The 16513-nt window shown below is 66.4% G+C and carries 15 protein-coding genes; 6 read left to right on the forward strand and 9 right to left on the reverse strand.

The window, feature by feature from the left end:
• The gene (locus tag RIC54_RS21720) at positions 1–705 is read left to right on the forward strand and encodes an SDR family oxidoreductase (RefSeq protein ID WP_350088649.1); all 705 of its coding nucleotides are present in this window, start codon (positions 1–3) and stop codon (positions 703–705) included.
• Between the two features lie 318 nt (positions 706–1023).
• Entirely contained in the window at positions 1024–2478 is a 1455-nt protein-coding gene (locus tag RIC54_RS21725; protein ID WP_350088646.1) for a TIGR04372 family glycosyltransferase, read from the forward strand.
• 12 nt (positions 2479–2490) lie between these two features.
• On the opposite strand, the gene RIC54_RS21730 is transcribed toward RIC54_RS21725, so the two are convergent.
• Positions 2491–3504 carry an FkbM family methyltransferase gene (locus tag RIC54_RS21730; protein ID WP_350088643.1) on the reverse strand — a complete coding sequence of 338 codons (1014 nt, stop codon included), beginning with the start codon at positions 3502–3504 and terminating at the stop codon, positions 2491–2493.
• Between the two features lie 86 nt (positions 3505–3590).
• Positions 3591–4613 carry an FkbM family methyltransferase gene (locus RIC54_RS21735; RefSeq protein WP_350088640.1) on the reverse strand — a complete coding sequence of 341 codons (1023 nt, stop codon included), beginning with the start codon at positions 4611–4613 and terminating at the stop codon, positions 3591–3593.
• Between the two features lie 155 nt (positions 4614–4768).
• Here RIC54_RS21735 and RIC54_RS21740 point away from each other — a divergent pair, with 155 nt between their 5' ends.
• Positions 4769–5716 carry an N-carbamoyl-D-amino-acid hydrolase gene (locus tag RIC54_RS21740; protein WP_350088637.1) on the forward strand — a complete coding sequence of 316 codons (948 nt, stop codon included), beginning with the start codon at positions 4769–4771 and terminating at the stop codon, positions 5714–5716.
• Between the two features lie 3 nt (positions 5717–5719).
• On the opposite strand, the gene RIC54_RS21745 is transcribed toward RIC54_RS21740, so the two are convergent.
• Positions 5720–7030: a tetratricopeptide repeat protein gene (locus RIC54_RS21745; protein ID WP_350088635.1), complete on the reverse strand. Its 1311-nt coding sequence runs from the start codon at positions 7028–7030 to the stop codon at positions 5720–5722.
• Positions 7031–7079: 49 nt separating this feature from the next.
• Complete coding sequence (locus RIC54_RS21750; RefSeq protein WP_350088632.1) at positions 7080–7778, reverse strand: extensin-like domain-containing protein; 699 nt, start codon at positions 7776–7778, stop codon at positions 7080–7082.
• A gap of 180 nt (positions 7779–7958) precedes the next feature.
• Between RIC54_RS21750 and RIC54_RS21755 the strand changes: the two genes are divergently transcribed.
• A complete protein-coding gene (locus RIC54_RS21755) occupies positions 7959–8711 on the forward strand; it encodes a TlyA family RNA methyltransferase (RefSeq protein ID WP_350088629.1) in 753 nt (250 codons plus the stop codon).
• A 32-nt stretch (positions 8712–8743) separates the two neighbouring features.
• Positions 8744–9715: a DUF2806 domain-containing protein gene (locus RIC54_RS21760; RefSeq protein ID WP_350088626.1), complete on the forward strand. Its 972-nt coding sequence runs from the start codon at positions 8744–8746 to the stop codon at positions 9713–9715.
• On the opposite strand, the gene RIC54_RS21765 is transcribed toward RIC54_RS21760, so the two are convergent.
• The 4 genes from RIC54_RS21765 to fabI all read right to left on the reverse strand — a co-directional run bounded on the left by RIC54_RS21765 (position 9712) and on the right by fabI (position 13986).
• Positions 9712–10200, reverse strand: a complete 489-nt coding sequence (locus tag RIC54_RS21765; protein WP_350088623.1) for a hypothetical protein — start codon at positions 10198–10200, stop codon at positions 9712–9714. The two genes, RIC54_RS21760 and RIC54_RS21765, sit on opposite strands and share 4 nt — an antisense overlap.
• 16 nt (positions 10201–10216) lie before the next feature.
• Positions 10217–11968 carry a S49 family peptidase gene (locus RIC54_RS21770; RefSeq protein WP_350088619.1) on the reverse strand — a complete coding sequence of 584 codons (1752 nt, stop codon included), beginning with the start codon at positions 11966–11968 and terminating at the stop codon, positions 10217–10219.
• Positions 11969–12047: 79 nt separating this feature from the next.
• On the reverse strand, positions 12048–13154 hold the full coding sequence (gene aroC, locus RIC54_RS21775) for a chorismate synthase (RefSeq protein WP_350088616.1): 1107 nt from the start codon (positions 13152–13154) through the stop codon (positions 12048–12050).
• Between the two features lie 19 nt (positions 13155–13173).
• Complete coding sequence (fabI, locus tag RIC54_RS21780) at positions 13174–13986, reverse strand: enoyl-ACP reductase FabI (RefSeq protein ID WP_350088613.1); 813 nt, start codon at positions 13984–13986, stop codon at positions 13174–13176.
• A gap of 120 nt (positions 13987–14106) precedes the next feature.
• Here fabI and RIC54_RS21785 point away from each other — a divergent pair, with 120 nt between their 5' ends.
• Positions 14107–15501, forward strand: a complete 1395-nt coding sequence (locus RIC54_RS21785; protein ID WP_350088610.1) for a YihY family inner membrane protein — start codon at positions 14107–14109, stop codon at positions 15499–15501.
• A gap of 19 nt (positions 15502–15520) precedes the next feature.
• On the opposite strand, the gene RIC54_RS21790 is transcribed toward RIC54_RS21785, so the two are convergent.
• On the reverse strand, positions 15521–16513 hold the full coding sequence (locus tag RIC54_RS21790; RefSeq protein ID WP_350088607.1) for a DnaJ C-terminal domain-containing protein: 993 nt from the start codon (positions 16511–16513) through the stop codon (positions 15521–15523).

The raw sequence follows: 16513 nt of genomic DNA on the forward strand, positions 1-16513 counted from the left end.
ATGGTGACAGAAAAAGTGGCATTGGTCACGGCAGGTGGCAGCGGAATGGGCGCCGGTGCTGCGAAACGCTTGGCCGCCGACGGGTTCAAGATTGGCGTCCTATCTTCCTCTGGCAAGGGGGAGGCACTCGCCGAAGATCTCGGCGGCTTCGGCGTCACCGGATCGAACCAATCGGTCGAGGATCTCACACGCCTCGTCGACGGCGCGATGGACCGGTGGGGCCGCATTGATGTCCTAGTGAACTCCGCCGGGCATGGACCCAAGGGCGATATCGTCGAGATCACCGACGAGGACTGGCATGCGGGACTTGATGTCTACCTTCTGAACGTAATCCGTCCCACCCGCCTCGTCACGCCGATCATGGCGGCGCAGGGCGGCGGCGCGATCATTAACATTTCGACCTTCGCGGCCTTCGAGCCGGACCCGCTCTTTCCAACTTCGGGCATCTTCCGCGCCGGCCTCGCCGGTTTCGCCAAGCTCTACGCGGACAAGTATGCTGCGCAGAACATCCGCATGAACAATATTCTGCCGGGCTTCATCGACAGCCTGCCGGAGACCGAGGAGCGCCGCTCGCGCATCCCGATGGGCCGCTACGGCACAGAAGACGAGGTCTCCTCGCTTATCGGATGGCTTGCCTCCGACCTTGGCGGCTACGTCACCGGGCAGAATTGGCGGATCGACGGCGGCCTCACCCGTGGCGTCTGAGGCAACCAGTATCATCGAGCGCAGCCAGACGGCGTTCATCGTGAGCAACCTCCGCGGGAACAGCGGAGTGATATAGGCCCTTTCGGGTTAAGGCGAAGCGAACCAACACGGTTTGCGGACACCCCCTTTGTTTTCCCGGCAGGGCGCTGCGATACTTTGATCCTTGTTGGAGAGGCCCAGTGCCGTCGATCCGTGCGTGGCCGTCAGGGCAGCGCCTCGAATCGACGGCCCGATCTCATTGTTCTGCCAAGCGATTGATGAATGAGCACCGACCGTATCAGACGCTCAATAATATTGAACTTGAACGATATGAAGCATGTGAAACGGCATCTGCTGATGCATGTTTTCGAGAACAAATCCGCCGCCGTTCATGAAGATCAATTCCTGAAACACATCTTCCGGCTGGCGCATTTTGTGGAGTTCTTCGAGTACCTGACCGCCTATGCCATGCTGTCGGGCGGGCGACGGCTGGCGCCGACGCTGATCGGGCGGTCGCCACGCGTGCAGGGCTTGTACCCGTTGTTCGCCGAGTGGATCGCGCGCTACTTCGTGGAAGGGGAAGCGACCCGCCCGCCGGTGAACGAGACCCAGGGCATGGCGTTCGTATCGATGATGCTCGACGGCGCCGAGGCTCATCTGTTGAGCGTCAGGGCGCTGGCGGAGGCCGAGAAGGTTTCCGCTGCCCGGGCGATGATCGACGGGCTGTTCCAGGCTCAGAGCGATACCTGGATCCTGTCGTCGAATTTCGTCAGCAACATCGGACACTTTGTCTACGGAGCGACGCTGCTGGAGCTGCAGGGGCGCGGCCGGCTGACCCGGCAGACCATGCGGGTGCTGACCGGAGCCTCCCGAAACCCGTTCATGCTGCAGGCGTTTCAGCCACATTTGCTGGCCGGGATGCCGGCTGGCGTGCAGTACGCCGAGATGATCAGCGCCCGCAAGCGGCACCGGATGGCGGACGGCCGCTGGGCCAGCATGAGCGAGTTGGTGTCCGAAGCGGCAGCGGCCTGGGCGACCGACCGGCCGTTCGCCGGCGTCGACCCCGAGACACGGGCACGTGGCGACGCAGCCCTGGCGGAACTGGGCGTGTCGCCCGACGAACCGATCGTCACCCTTCACGTCCGCGAGGCCGGCTATAACGACAACATCGCCCAGGCGATGAGCCTGCGCGACGCGCGGATCGCCGACTACCGAGATGCGGTCGCCGCACTGGTCGGCAACGGTATCCATGTGGTTCGCCTGGGCGACCGGACCATGACGCGGGCCGAGCCCCAGGACGGGCTCCTCGACTACCCGTTCACCGACGCCAAGTCCGACTGGATGGACGTCTATCTGGCGGTGCGCTGCCGGTTCCACATCGGAACCTCGTCCGGCATGTCGTTCGTGCCGTTGATGTTCGGCCGCCCCGTACTGTTCACCAACTGGATCACGCTGGCGCATATCGTCTGTTCACCGAGCGTGGTCACCATGCCCAAGCTGCTGCTCGACCGTGAAGGCGGCCTTGTGCCCATGGCGGAGTACTGCGGGCGCCATGGCCATGTGCTGGAGCGCAGCGACGCTGCCCTGCACGGGCTGTCGTTCCGGGACAACGCGCCCGAGGATCTGGTCGAGGCGGTCCAGTTGATGGATCGGCACATTGATCCGACGTCCGGCCGGCTGTCGGTGCCGGACGGCATGTTCGAGGCGCCCCAGACAGTGTTTGCCGAATCGCCGCTGAAGAGCCGGCCGCAGATCCCTCCGGCGTTCTGGAACCGCTACTACGCCGGCCGGTGAACCGGTGCGCCGTTACCGGGGAAGCGGCTCGAACACCAGCTTCGGATTGGGATCGCGCGGGTCCGGAGTGACGTCCGACATCCGGCGGATCGGACGCAGGCCCTCGTCGGTCAGCTGCGAGTACTGCCAGTAGTCCGCCGGGAACGGTGCCAGAAGCTGGCTGGCCGTGCCGTTGTAGTTGATGATCAGGTGCGGGTGGAACTCGACCACGAATGTCGTGCGCCGCTGCTCGATGATCCGGTGCGCACCATCGACCACGGCGATCTCGTGGCCTTCGACATCGACCTTGACCATGGTCGGCCACAGACCGTCCCGGCCGAACGCATCGTCCAGCGTGATGATCGGCACGAAGTCCTCGACGATCGACTCCGGCTCGTCCTGCACGAAGCGCTGCGCGTCGCTTTCGATCTGCCCGCCCGGCGTGGTGTCGGTCCGAGCGATCATCGACAGCCCGGAACGGCGCGAGGCGCCGGCGTGCAACGGCCGCAACGTGTCGAAGGCGTTGATTGCCGCCATCTGCTCGATCAACGGGATCAGCTCGCGCTGGATCTCGATCGCGAAGGCGGCGGCGCCGGTGGTGGCGGCGAACGCGCTGATGTAGCCGACATGGGCGCCGACATCGACGAACACGTCGCCGGGCCGCAGCCGCTCGCAGATGAAGTTGATCAGCGTCTTCTCGTAGTCCTTGCCGTACTCGTCGGCCATCGCCTTGAAAGCGACCGCGCCGGGGTCGTCCAGCGGGAACCGGATCTCCTGGCCGTTCGGTGCCGTCATGCTCCAGGTCTTGGCGCGGCCGTAGCGGGCGGACTGCTTGCCCAGCAGGGCGGCAAGCTGGGTCAGCCGGGACAGGAAATAGCGTGGACCGTCGGCACCGGGCAGGGTCGCCGCCTGGCAGAGGACCCGGGACATGCGCCCGAGGTCACTGCGGGCGAAGGGCGGCCAGCTCGATGCCATCAGTGCCGCCGGATCGGTCGGCACTTCCACCGCGCGCCGCCGCGCCTCGGCCTTGGATTTGTAGATGTGCATCGGCGGCTCCGGCGGTTCAGTCGTTGGTCGGGACAGGATACCAGCGGCGGCGCATCGCTGCGAGGCGTTCGCCCGGCGTGGCGCGGCTATCTGGCCGGCGGGCGGAACAGCAGCTTGATGTTCTCCAGGTCCGGATCGTGCGCAAAGTTGCGGTCGGCTGCCGTTACCGGGCGGGTGGTGCCGTCGTCCTGCAGAACGTCGCGTTGCCAGTCGTCCGGAAAGCATCCGAACAGATCCTCGGCCTTGTGGCCGAAATCGCCGATCAGGTGCGGGTGGAACTCGATCAGGAAGGCGGTGCGCCCGCCGCCGATCAGCGACTGGGCGCCGCGCAGCGCATTCACCTCGTAGCCCTCGACGTCGAGCTTCACCAGGTCGGGGACCACTTGGTCGCGGCCGAACACGGTGTCGAGCCGCACGCACATGATCGCGTCGAACAGCGCCTTGCGATAGGCGTCCGGCGGCGGGGCGGCGATCTCATCGTTGACCCGCAGGCCCGGCGTCGGATTGAAGCGTAGGTTGAAGATCAGCCCGTCGTGGTTGCCGACGGCGGCATTGATCACATGCGCCCGGTCCAGCTTGTTGGCCCAGAGGTTGCGCCGGACCTCCAGCAGCAGATCCGGGTGCATCTCGAACGCCACGACAATCGCGCCGGCGGCCGCCAGGATGGTGCTGTAGTAGCCGACATGGGCGCCGACATCGGCGATCACCGCGCCGCGACGGGCCTCGCCGACCATCCAGCGCAGCACGCCGGGCTCATAGTCGCGGCCGCCTTCGCGGACCAGCCCGAGGAACGACCGGGACGCATCGGTGGCGACGCTGAACGACAGGGGACCGACGCCGTCGACCTGCACGGTTTCGAACGGTCCGGTCTGCTCGACGATGCGGTCGCGATGGCTGAAGGTGTCGAGGGTGCGCTTCAACGGGTTGCGGTGCCGTTCCAGCGATGCTGCCGGCACGCCGAGCACCTGCACCCAGTCGAGTAGCTTGCGCGAACGGGCGATGTCGATGCGCGACCGTGCAATGCCCAGGCAGGCGGCCAGGGCCATTGGATTGGCCGGCTCCTGGGTCGCCTTGGCAAGGGCGAGAATGGCCGGTCGGTCGGCGGACATGGGCGGCGGCTCCTCGGGCGCTGCGGACCGGCAAACTATAGTCGACCGGTCGTCGTGGGTCTTGGAGCGCGCGTCGTCGGCTTATACACTGGCCGGAGAGCCGCGGCGTCCGCCGCAAGGCCCTCCGAATCGAGCCGTCGAACGAGGAATCTGTCATGAGCCGCATCATCAACGTGGGCGCCGCCCAGCTTGGCCCGATCGCCCCGGACGAAAGCCGGGTCAGCGCCGTCAACCGCATGATCGACCTGCTGAAGCAGGCCAAGGACCGCGGCGTCAAGCTTGTGGTGTTCCCGGAACTGGCGCTGACCACCTTCTTCCCGCGCTACTACGAGCAGGACATCTCGAAGATGGATCACCACTTCGAGCGCGGCGACATGCCGACGCCGGAGACCCGTCCGCTGTTCGAGAAGGCCAAGGAGTTCGGTATCGGGTTCTATCTCGGTTACGCCGAGTTGACCGAGGACGGCCACCGCTTCAACACCTCGATCCTGGTCGACGACACCGGCAAGATCGTCGGCAAGTACCGCAAGGTGCACCTGCCCGGCCATTCCGAGTACGACGGCAAGCGGCCGTGGCAGCACCTGGAAAAGCGCTATTTCGAGCCCGGCGACCTCGGGTTCAACGTCTGGCGCTCCATGGGCGGCATCATGGGCATGTGCATCTGCAACGACCGGCGCTGGCCGGAGACCTACCGGGTGATGTCGCTGAAGGGCGTGGAGATCGTCATGCTCGGCTACAACACCCCGGACGTGAACACCTCGGCACCCGAGCCGAACCATCTTCGGATGTTCCACAACCACCTGGTCATGCAGGCCAGCGCCTACCAGAACTCGTGCTTCGTGGTGGCGACCGCCAAGGCCGGCATCGAGGACGGCTGCATGCTGATCGGCGGCTCCTGCATCGTCCAGCCGTCTGGCGAAATGGTAGCATTGGCGACCACCGTGCAGGACGAACTGATCACCTCGGCCTGCGACCTCGACCTCGCAAAGATGGGCAAGGAGACGGTGTTCAACTTCGCCAAACACCGCCGGATCGAGCACTACGGCATCATCACCAGCCAGACCGGCGTGGTCGAGCCGGCGATGGACCGGGCGGCGGAGTAGGGGCTACAGTCCCTTCACCGCATTCGAGCCGACCTTGAGCGGGCGGCGGGTGGCGAGCAGCAGGCGCGCCTCCGCCGCCCGTCCCTGTTTCAGCAAGGCGCCGAGCAGCGCGTACTCGACCAGATCGCGTTGAGCCCGGCTGCCGCCGATCCGCTCGTGGTCGGCCATGGCCCGGGTCAGGTGCCCGGTCGCCGCCTCCCACGCGCCGTCGGCGATCGACCGGAAGCTCTCGGCGAGGGTGCGCACCAGATCGCCGGCCGGTCCCTTGGCGTCGGCGATGATCTTCGCCAGCGCGGCGCCGTTGCCGGCCATCGCATGGGCCAGGGCCGCGTGGACGTCGGCAAACGCGATGCCCGGGTTCGGGAAGATCCGCGCCGCGGTGTCGCTGACCTGCTTCCAGCGTTCTGCCGGCACGGCGACGCCGGCCAACTCGGCGCGGTACAGCAGCGAGGCGGTGTCGGTCACCAAGTTGAGCGGCGGCCCCCAGGCCGCGTCCGGCGCCACATCGGCGTCCAGCACCCGCCACATGGTCTCCACGTCGCCCTGCTCCAGCGCCCACAGCGCCACGTGCCATGAGATGTGGCAGTGCAGTTGCCCGGCCTTGTCGTAGTCGCGCCGCCACCCGTCGATATAGCGGTAGCCGGCCCCGGTCTCGCCGGCCTCGTAGTAGACGTGGGAGCGGATGTGGGCGGCGTGGGCGTTGCGCGGATTGATCGCCAGCGAGCGCTCGATGGTCTCGGTCGCCGGCCCGGTCTGGCCGGCCTCGACCTGCGAGAACGCGTGCTGGCACAGGAACCACCAATCCTCGCCATAGTGCGGAGCCAAGGCGGCGGTGAACGCCAGTTGCTCGGCCTCGCGGCCCGGCTTGCCGCTGAAGCCGATCATGCCGAACACGCCGGTGCAGGTCTGGGCGACCATGGCGTCGCGCGGGTGCTCCAGAAGGTGTTCACGGATCGCCTTGTAGGCGGCGGGGCCGTTGCCGGCGACCAGCAAACCGAGAGCCTCGACATGTGCCGCCTCGCGGGCCGACAGGCCGCTGGCCAGCGCCCGGGCCGCCGCCATCGGGGTCTTGGTGTCGCCGCCCATGCCCATGGCCTGCCGGGTACGGGCGAGAGCGGCATAGCCGAGCGCGAAGCCGTCATCGGCGGCGACGGCGGCCTCGAACGCTTCCTCGACGCCGGGCATGGCGGCCAGGAAACGGTCGACGCCGTCGACGTAGCGGTCGCGGGCGGTGGTGGAGGTCGTGGCAAGCGCGTTGCCGTAGCGGTCCTGCAGCATGTGGCGGATCTGTCCTGTTCGAGGTTGCCGCGCCATTCTTGCCCGTCCGCCGCTGAAATAAAACGACGAGCGTGTGGCGGCTCCGTTACCGACACACTCCGAACGGCCCCATGTCGAGATGGAAGTGGTCGCGGTGGGCTGCATTGTAGTCGGGACTGAGCACGCCTTTGAACAGGCCGCAGGCACCGTCGCGCAGGTCGCGCAGGAACGCCTGTTCGGTGGGCTTCCCGTCCCAGCCTCCCATCAGGGTGATCCGTCGCCCGTCCGCCAGCCGGAAGCCGGCGACGTCGATGGCGTTGGCGGTGGCGTGCTGGCTTGGCAGGCCGGTCGGCCCACTGCCGATCCGGCGGCATGCATAGGTGCCGAGATGGTCGATGCGGACGACCGGGCTGCCGAAATGGCGTTCGGCCGAAGGCGAGACGACTTCGCGTTCCCACAGGTACAGCGCGGCCGCCATCGGGCAGGTCACCCGCACCGGGGCCGAGTAGGCGATGGTCGAGCGTTGCATCTCGACCGCGTTCAGGAAGCCGCAGAACTCACCGGTCCGGCGGCTGTCGATTGGCCGGGTCTGCAGGGTCGACAGCTTCAGAACCCCCCGGCACAGCGAAGGATCGTAGCGCAGCGCGGAAAGCTGGAAGCCGGTGGCGAGTCCGACCGGGCGGTCCAGATCCAGGCGCTTGTAAGGCAGATGCTGCGGCGGAATCGGATGCAGCTTGAGCACGGTCGCGCCGGCGGCCAGCAGCACCAGGACGGCGATCAGGGGCAGGGCGGCATGGGCGGTCACGCGCCCGAACAATCCGCTTCGTTTGGGGCTGTTGTCGTCGGGCGGCTCAGGCTTCGGATTGTCGATGGCATTGTTCCCGCAAGAGCGATCGGATAATCGATCCGGCCCACGATCCTGGAATGTTAGGATCGAAACACGGCCACAGCGTGGCCGGACCGTGCTGAACCCGGGACGAACCTCATGAAGCGCCGCCTCGATCAGTTGCTCGTCGACCGTGGGCTGGTGGAGTCCCGCTCGCGCGCCCAGGCCCTGGTGATGGCCGGGCTGGTGTTCTCCGGCGAACGCAAGCTGGAGAAGGCCGGCCAGCAGGTCGCCGAGGATATCGCCCTCGACGTGCGCGGCCAGGAGCATCCGTGGGTGTCGCGCGGCGGGCTGAAGTTGGCCCATGCCCTGGAGGAATTCGCCATCGACCCCGCCGGTGCCATCGCGCTGGACGTGGGGGCGTCGACCGGCGGGTTCACTGACGTGCTGCTGACCAACGGCGCAGTCAAGGTCTACGCGGTCGACGTCGGCCACGGTCAACTGGCCTGGAAGCTGCGCTCCGACCCGCGGGTGGTTGTGCTGGAGAAGACCAATGCCCGGCATCTGACGGCCGAGCAGGTGCCGGAGCCGGTCGACATGGTGGTGTGCGACGCCAGCTTCATCTCGCTGCGGACCGTGCTGCCGGCACCGCTGACCCTGGCGCGGGTTGGTGCCCGACTGGCGGCACTGATCAAGCCGCAGTTCGAGGCCGGTCGGGAGCAGGTCGGCAAGGGTGGGGTGGTGCGCGATCCGGAGGTGCACGAGACGGTGTGCGCGGACATCCGGCGCTGGCTTGACGGCGCATCCGGTGGTGTGATGTCGGAGTGGAGGGTCGACGGCATCACCCGGTCGCCGATCACCGGACCGGAAGGCAACGTCGAATTCCTGATCGTGGCCACGCGCGTGTGCTAGGCTCGGCCCGCCACGGAATGGGAGTGTGGCTTATGACCGACAGTCCTGACCGTTCCAAAGCCACCGATCGGCTTGCCTTGGGGGCCGAACCCCGCCCGCTCGGGCTGCCGAAGCCGTCGGGCGCCTCGCCGACCCTGGCCTCGCCATCCCTGGCGCGACTGAACGACATGGTGGTCGCGACGCTCGGGGCCGTGCAGCGCGACTGGTTGCGCGGCCTCTATCACGCAAGGCCGACCGGCGACGGCAGCGGCGATCTGGTCGATCGCGCCGCCGAACGCACCGACCACATGGAGCTGCGCCGCCAGATCAACATCGAAGCCGTGCTGCAACGGGCGTTGCGGATCCTTCCGGACACGGTCGAGGAGGGTACGCCCGATCCGGACTGGTCGGCCCGGTTCTTCAACGCCGTGGCGGATATCTCCGACGCCGAGTTCTCGCGGCTGTGGGCCCGCCTGCTGGTGATGGAGGTGCGCAGGCCGGGGACGGTGCCGCTGAACACGCTGCATCAGTTGCCCGGACTGTCCAAGGACGGACTCCGGCTGTTCACCCGGTTTGCGGCCTTTGCCATCAACAATTTCGTGATCCGGCTGAGCCAGGAGTTCTTCGACGGCAAGGACGTGACCGGCGACCAGATCCTGCTGCTTGAGGAGTATGGCTTGGTGCGGACCAACCGCGATCTGAACCGGGTGTTCCAGAGTCAGCGCACCGACCGGTTTTCGACCAACCTGCTGTACGCCGACAAGGCCCTGCGGATCACCAACCCCGACCAGAAGAAGCAACTCAATCTGCCATGCTACCGGTTGACCGAAGCCGGCAGCACGCTGTCCCGAGCGCTGTTCGACGAAGGCGAGATCCGCGCCGACACCGATTACATCGTGGAGATCGTGCGCACCCTGCAGCGCCAGGGGTTCCAGACCGCCCAGGCGGACATCCTGGAGCGCACCGACGAGCAGGTCGTCTCTAAGCACTCGCCGTTCTGCGACATCGCCGTATTGCGGCGTTAGATCATCGACTCGATGAACACGTCGTCGATCATGCTGGGGTAGCGCTCCAGCAGCTTCACCCGTGTGTCTTCCTTGAAGACCCGAATCTGCTCGGTGGTCGGACGGCCTTGTTCGAACAGTCGCACCGCCAACGGATAGACGATGCCGTTCATGACATTCTTTTGAGGTTCAAGCTGGGTTCGCGCCAGTTCCGTGGTTGTCTGAACCGCCACCCGGATGCGGGCTTCCAACGGCTGGCCCTGGACGAACAACGAGATGGAGAACGGGCCGAGGGCCAGAACCTTCGGGCCGACCGCGTGACGGTAGAGAATCTCGCGGTTGAACTCCTTGTCCTTCTTTTTCTGGCTTTTTTCGGCGTCCTTGCGCTCGGTCGTCGATTTCTCTTCGGCTCGGAGTTCGAGAACCGGCGCCGACACGATGCCCATGCCCAGAACCAGGGCCAGCGCCAGCAAGGCGCCACGAAAGCCCAGCCATTGTTTGGTCATCGTCTAACTCTCCCCATCACCGCACCGGATAGAAACGCGGGGCCTCCGTATGGATCAACCCGCTCCCGTGCGTCGGCACGAAACGCAACATCGCCTCCATATATCTGGTGATGTCCTGCATTTTCGTTAAGGCCCCGCGGATTTCACCCGACCGCAATGCCTCGAACAGCGCGTCCAGGGATCCGACCCCGCGCGGGAACCGCACGCGTTCGATCGGCGCGTCGGGGGTCAGCCCGATCGTCTGCCGGGTCAACTGCATCGCTTCTGCATAGCCGCCGAGCCCGTCGACCAAGCCGACCCGTTGGGCATCCTCGCCGGTCCAGACACGGCCACGCGCCACCGCATCGATTTCTCCAGGCGACAACCGTCGTGCCTCACCGACCCGGCCAGCGAAGTCGGCGTAGATGTCGTCCAGCATGCGCCGCAGGTGCTGGCGCTGATCGCTGGTGAACGGCCTTGTGCTGCTGAACATCCCGGCGTTGCGTCCGACCTCCACCCGGTCGATCGTCACCTCGAGCTTGTCCAGCAGGCCGCTGCCGCTGACCTTGCCGCCGACCGCGCCGATCGAGCCGGTCAGGGTGGCCGGGTGAGCGAGAATATGGTCGGCGGGCAGGGCGGCGAAATAGCCACCCGAAGCCGCGACGTTGGCGAAGCTCGCGATTACCGGCAGGCCGGCGGCGCGCAGCCGGCCGATGTCGTGGCGCATCGTGTCGGACGCGACGTAACTGCCGCCCGGACTCGAGATCCGCAAGATGACCGCGCGGACCGACTGGTCGGCCAGGACTTCGTCAACCGTGTCGGCGATCTGGGCGGAACCGATACTACCCCTGCTTACCAGTCCGTGGCCGTCGCCGCGGTCGATGGTTCCATCCAAATGGATCAATGCGATGCGGGTGCCGTCGGCGTTCGGTCGTCCCGCCTGGGCCAGGTAGCGGGCGCCAGAGACACGATTGTCGACGGTGAGACCGACAGTGGCTTCGGCGTCGGATCGATAACCGAGAGCGTCGACCAGGCCGTTGCCGCGGGCTTCGCTTGCGAGCAGCGGGCCACGGTCGATCAGGGCGGAAACCGTCGAGCCGCCGAGCCGGCGGGTGCTGGCGATGCCGCTGACGACCTGGCCGTACAGCGAACGGGCAACGCGGGCGAGATTGTCGCGTACCGCAGCCGGCAGTGCGGTGTCGGTGAGGGTCGTCATCGCGCCCTTGAACTCGAAGCGCTGTTCGAACTCCGGCAGCAGGCCGACTTCGTTGAGCAGGCTCCGCGCCAGCGGGACTTCCATGGAGATGCCGGTCAGCACCAGCAGGCCCGACGGTTGCATCCAGATGCGATCGAACGCACTGGCAAGATAGTATGGACCAACCCCGTCGCCCTCATAGCTGTCGGCAAAGGCAACGATGGTCTTCCCGGCCGCGCGGAAGCGGAACACCGCCGCACGCAGTTCCTGGGTCTGAGCCAAGCCGATCTGGGCGCCTGACAGATCGAAGATCGCGCCGGTTACCCGCCGATCTGCGGTAGCCCTGTCGAGAATGTCGACCAGATCAACCAACCCGAGGCCGGTCTGTTCGGGAAACAACTCAGCGAGCGGATCAAGCGGCGAGGCTTCGTCGACCGAGCCGCTCAGGTCGACGGACAGCACGATGTGATCGGGCAGTGGCTCGGGCGTGTCGAACGTATCGATCCACCACCACACGCCGGCCGTACCCGCCATCGTCAACAGGATCGCGAGAACGCCGATTGTGGCGAGGAATCCGACCAGAAAGCGGCGCATACGGTGTCCGATGTGTGGCTGATCTACAGGTTCAATTCTACCGGTGGCGGCCGATCTTGTCGAACCCGGGCGCCTACCGTCAGGGTCGGCCGGCCGACGGCAGCGGACCACACTGGGCCTCGTGCCGCATCAGGTGATCGAGCAGGACGCAGGCCATCATCGCCTCGCCGACCGGCACGGCGCGGATGCCGACGCAGGGGTCGTGGCGGCCCTTGGTGATGACGTCGACCTCGGCGCCGAACCGGTCGATCGACTGGCGGGACGTGAGGATCGAACTGGTTGGCTTCACCGCAAAGCGCACCACCACGTCCTGACCAGTGGAGATTCCGCCCAGGATGCCGCCCGAGTGGTTCGACAGGAACACCGGGCGATCGCCATCCATGCGCATCTCGTCGGCGGCTTCGTGCCCCGGGATCTCAGCGGCCGCGAAACCGTCGCCGATCTCCACGCCCTTGACCGCGTTGATGCTCATCATCGCGGCGGCCAGGTCGGTATCGAGCTTGCCGTACACCGGCTCACCCAGGCCGACTGGAATGCCGGAGGCCACCACTTCGATCACCGCACCCGCCGATGATCCGGACTTCCGCACCTCGTCGAGATAGCTGTCCCAGCCGGTTGCCGTGGCAGCGTCTGGGCAGAAGAAGGCGTTGCGGTCGACCTCCTCCCAGTCCCACCGTGACCGGTCGATCCGATGCGGGCCGATCTGCACCAGCGCGCCACGCACGCTGAACGCGTTGCCCAGCCGGCGGGCCAGCACCTTCTTGGCGATGGCGCCGGCAGCGACCCGCATCGCGGTCTCCCGGGCCGACGACCGGCCGCCGCCGCGGTAGTCGCGAATGCCGTATTTGGAGTCGTAGGTGTAGTCGGCATGGCCGGGTCGGTAGCGATCCTTGATCTCGCCGTAATCCTTGGAGCGCTGGTCCTGGTTCTCGATCACCAGGGCGATCGGGGTGCCGGTGGTCTGGCCCTCGAACACGCCGGACAGGATACGGACCTCGTCCGGTTCGCGGCGCTGGGTGGTGTGCCGCGACTGGCCGGGGCGGCGGCGGTCCAGGTCGTGCTGGATGTCCGCCTCGGCAAGCGGAAGGCGTGGCGGTGCGCCGTCGACCACGCAGCCGATCGCCGGGCCGTGGCTCTCGCCCCAGGTGGTGACCCGGAACAACTCGCCGAAACCGTTGCTCGCCATGGCGGCGCCTTTCGGAAGGTCAGACGACCGAGATGTCGGGCGCGTCGACCGCTTTCATGCCGACGACGTTGTAGCCGCAGTCGACGTGATGGATCTCGCCGGTGACTCCGGTCGACAGGTCGGACACCAGATACAGCCCCGCTCCGCCGACGTCTTCCAACGTCACGTTGCGGCGCAGCGGCGAATTGTACTGGTTCCATTTCAGGATGTACCGGAAGTCGCCGATGCCCGAAGCGGCCAACGTCTTCATCGGCCCGGCAGACAATCCGTTGACCCGAATGCCTTGGCCGCCCAGGTCGACGGCAAGGTAGCGCACGCTGGCCTCCAGCGCCGCCTTGGCCACGCCCATGACGTTGTAGTGTGGCATCACCCGTTCGGCACCGTAGTAGGTCAGGGTGATCAGGCTGCCGCCGGACGGCATCAGCTCCGCTGCCCGCTTGGCGACCGCCGTGAACGAGTAGCAGGAGATGTCCATGGTGCGCTGGAAGTTCTCGCGCGAGGTGTCGACGTACTTGCCCTTGAGTTCTTCCTTGTCGGAATAGGCGATCGCGTGCACCACGAAATCGAGACCGCCCCAGGCCTTTTCGACTTTGTCGAACACCCGATCAATGCTGCCGTCCTCGGTCACGTCACAGGGTTCGACCAGTGTCGAGCCGACCTGTTCGGCAAGCGGGCGAACCCGCTTCTCCAGCGCCTCGCCCTGAAAGGTGAACGCCAACTGCGCGCCATGGTCGGCGGCCGTCTTCGCAATTCCCCAGGCGATGGACCGATCGTTGGCCACCCCCATAATCAGACCCCGTTTGCCCGCCATGATTCGGGAGTCGTCGGCCATCCTGCCCTCTTGCAAACCTGATTGTTCAATATGTGCCGCATCCTACACCATCAACGTGCCCTCGCAAGCAACGGCGCCGGTGTCGTCGCCGCATCGGTGACGGGAGGACAGCGTGTTATCATGCCGGTGATGTCGGATCGATCGAAGGCGCTGGAGGTCTGGAGGAGCGTGCGCGGGTCGCGGGCCGCACGCGATGCCGGCGCGTACATCCTGTATGCGCTGCGCCGGTTCTACCGCGACGGCGGGATGCAGTCGGCCGCCGCTCTCACCTACACGACGCTGCTGGCGTTGGTACCGTTGATGACCATCGCCTTCGCCATCTTCTCGGCGTTTCCGGCGTTCCAGTCGGTGCAGTACCAGATCGAACTGCTGCTGTTCGAGAACCTGGTCCCTGAAGTCGGATCGATCATCCAGTCCTACATTTCGGAGTTCACCCGGAATGCGACCAAGTTAACCACGGTCGGCGTCGTGGCGCTCGCGGTGTCGGCCGTGCTGCTGCTGTCGACGGTCGAATCGGTGTTCAACCGCATCTGGCGGGTCGAGCGGGAGCGGCCGATCCTGACCCGCCTGTTGATCTTCTGGACGGTGCTGACCCTCGGGCCGATTCTGATGGGCGCCAGCCTGACATTGACGACCGGGGTGTTCGACTGGATCGGCCAGTTCGCCAACGAGAGCGTCGGCCTGGCCCCGATATCGCTCGAGGGCGAGCGATGGGTCATCGGCGGCCGGTTGCTGGCGGCCGGGCTGCAGGCTGCAGCGTTCACGATCCTGTTCTTTCTGGTCCCGGCCCGGCCGGTACGGCTGCGTGATGCCGCGGTCGGGGGCGCGATTGCCGGCGTCGCGCTCGAGGTCCTGAAGTGGGTGTTCCGGCTCTATGTGGTCGGGTTCCCCAGCTATCAGGCGATATACGGGGCGCTTGCCGCGGTGCCGATCTTCCTGATCTGGCTGTACCTGTCGTGGACCGTCATCATTCTGGGAGCCGTCTTCGCCGCGTCGTTCTCGGAGTGGCGCAGTGCCCGTGCGGTGGACGTAGAGGTGCAACTGAACCCCGCCCGAAAACTCGAAGCGGCTGTCGTCCTGCTGTCGCTGCTGAGCGACCGCGCCCGAACCGGCGAGCAGGTAACCCAGGCCGAAATGACCAAGGCATTGCCGATGGATGCACGCGACGGCCTCGCCGACGCGCTGCGCCAGACCGGCTACCTGTCAATGACGGAGCGTGGAGACTACGCGTTGACCCGCGACTTGCACGCCACGTCATTGGTCCAGTTGGCCCGCGACCTCGGTCTTACGCTGGGACTCGACACGCAGGCCGTGGTCGGAGCATCGGATCGCCGTGCCGCCCGTCGCCTGGATGCCGCCACCGGAGATCTGGCAGGCCGTCTTGCGGAGGTGTTCGAGGCGGAAGAACGGGTCCTCGGCTTGCCGATTGCTGCGCTTCTGGAGACTACGGCGGCCTCCGCAGTCTCCAGGGCGACGCTGTTGCCCCAGAACGTGGACCAGAGAACCGGAACCTAGGGGCAGGGGCGCAGCCGGCTCAGACGCCCATCTTGTGTCGGGGGTTGCCGGACCCCGCCGGCTTCCACGATTCCACGAAGGCTTCCAACGCAGGGTCCGGTTCGCTCGGCAGCATCACCGACAGGGTCACGTACTGGTCGCCGGCCGGGGTCGATCCGGCGTCCGGCACGCCTTTGCCGCGCAACCGCAGCTGCTGGCCGGTATTGGCGCCTTTCGGCACCTTGAGGCTGACATTGCCGTGGATTGTCGGAACCGTCACGGACGCGCCCAGCACGGCCTCCTTGAGGGTCACGGGCAGATCGATATGGATGTCCTGTCCGTCGCGCCGGTAGAAGGCATGGGCCTCTACCTGCAGTTCGAGATAAGCGTCACCGGCGGGCTTGCCCGAACTCGCCGGCTTGCCCTGTCCCTTGAGCCGGAGGATTGCGCCGTCCTCGGTACCCGCCGGGATGGTCAGGTTGATGATCTTGCCGTCGGACAGGGTCACCCGCTTCTTGATGCCGCCCACCGCTTCGACGAACGGTACCTTCAGACGGTATCGCTGATCTTGCGGCGACCGGCGTGTCGCCGAACGGGTTCCTGGCCCGGCACCGGCCGGATCGCCGGATCCCTGGTTCGTCTTGCTGCTGCGCCACGCCTTGAGGATCTCGTCAATCGGATCGGACTCCGACTCGAAATCCTCCCCGAAGTCGAAGCGGGTGCGCGTCCCGCCCGACGTGTCGGCGCCAGCGGAGCCAGCACCTCGCCGGCTCCAATTCCGCCAGAATCCGGCACCGGCTCCCGGTCGCTCGCGACCGCCGGTGTCGATCTCGCCGCGGTCGTACTTTGCGCGCTTGGCCGAATCGCCGAGCACGTCGTAGGCGGCACTGACGTCCTTGAAGCGACGCTCAACGTCGGTATCACCCGGATTGAGGTCCGGGTGATACTTCTTCGCGAGCTTGCGGTAAGCCGACTTGATTTCCGCCTGGTCCGCCGTTCGCGAGACCCCCAGCGTCTTGTAGGGGTCGTTCAC

The organism is Thalassobaculum sp. (genome assembly GCF_040219215.1).
GTDB lineage: Bacteria > Pseudomonadota > Alphaproteobacteria > Thalassobaculales > Thalassobaculaceae > Thalassobaculum_A.

Coding starts and splice junctions, on each gene's coding strand:
- RIC54_RS21720 (WP_350088649.1), top strand. CDS start 1: ATGGTGACAGAAAAAGTGGCATTGGTCACGGCAGGTGGCAGCGGAATG.
- RIC54_RS21730 (WP_350088643.1), bottom strand. CDS start 3,504: ATGCACATCTACAAATCCAAGGCCGAGGCGCGGCGGCGCGCGGTGGAA.
- RIC54_RS21735 (WP_350088640.1), bottom strand. CDS start 4,613: ATGTCCGCCGACCGACCGGCCATTCTCGCCCTTGCCAAGGCGACCCAG.
- RIC54_RS21740 (WP_350088637.1), top strand. CDS start 4,769: ATGAGCCGCATCATCAACGTGGGCGCCGCCCAGCTTGGCCCGATCGCC.
- RIC54_RS21745 (WP_350088635.1), bottom strand. CDS start 7,030: ATGGCGCGGCAACCTCGAACAGGACAGATCCGCCACATGCTGCAGGAC.
- RIC54_RS21755 (WP_350088629.1), top strand. CDS start 7,959: ATGAAGCGCCGCCTCGATCAGTTGCTCGTCGACCGTGGGCTGGTGGAG.
- RIC54_RS21760 (WP_350088626.1), top strand. CDS start 8,744: ATGACCGACAGTCCTGACCGTTCCAAAGCCACCGATCGGCTTGCCTTG.
- RIC54_RS21765 (WP_350088623.1), bottom strand. CDS start 10,200: ATGACCAAACAATGGCTGGGCTTTCGTGGCGCCTTGCTGGCGCTGGCC.
- RIC54_RS21770 (WP_350088619.1), bottom strand. CDS start 11,968: ATGCGCCGCTTTCTGGTCGGATTCCTCGCCACAATCGGCGTTCTCGCG.
- aroC (WP_350088616.1), bottom strand. CDS start 13,154: ATGGCGAGCAACGGTTTCGGCGAGTTGTTCCGGGTCACCACCTGGGGC.
- fabI (WP_350088613.1), bottom strand. CDS start 13,986: ATGGCCGACGACTCCCGAATCATGGCGGGCAAACGGGGTCTGATTATG.
- RIC54_RS21785 (WP_350088610.1), top strand. CDS start 14,107: ATGCCGGTGATGTCGGATCGATCGAAGGCGCTGGAGGTCTGGAGGAGC.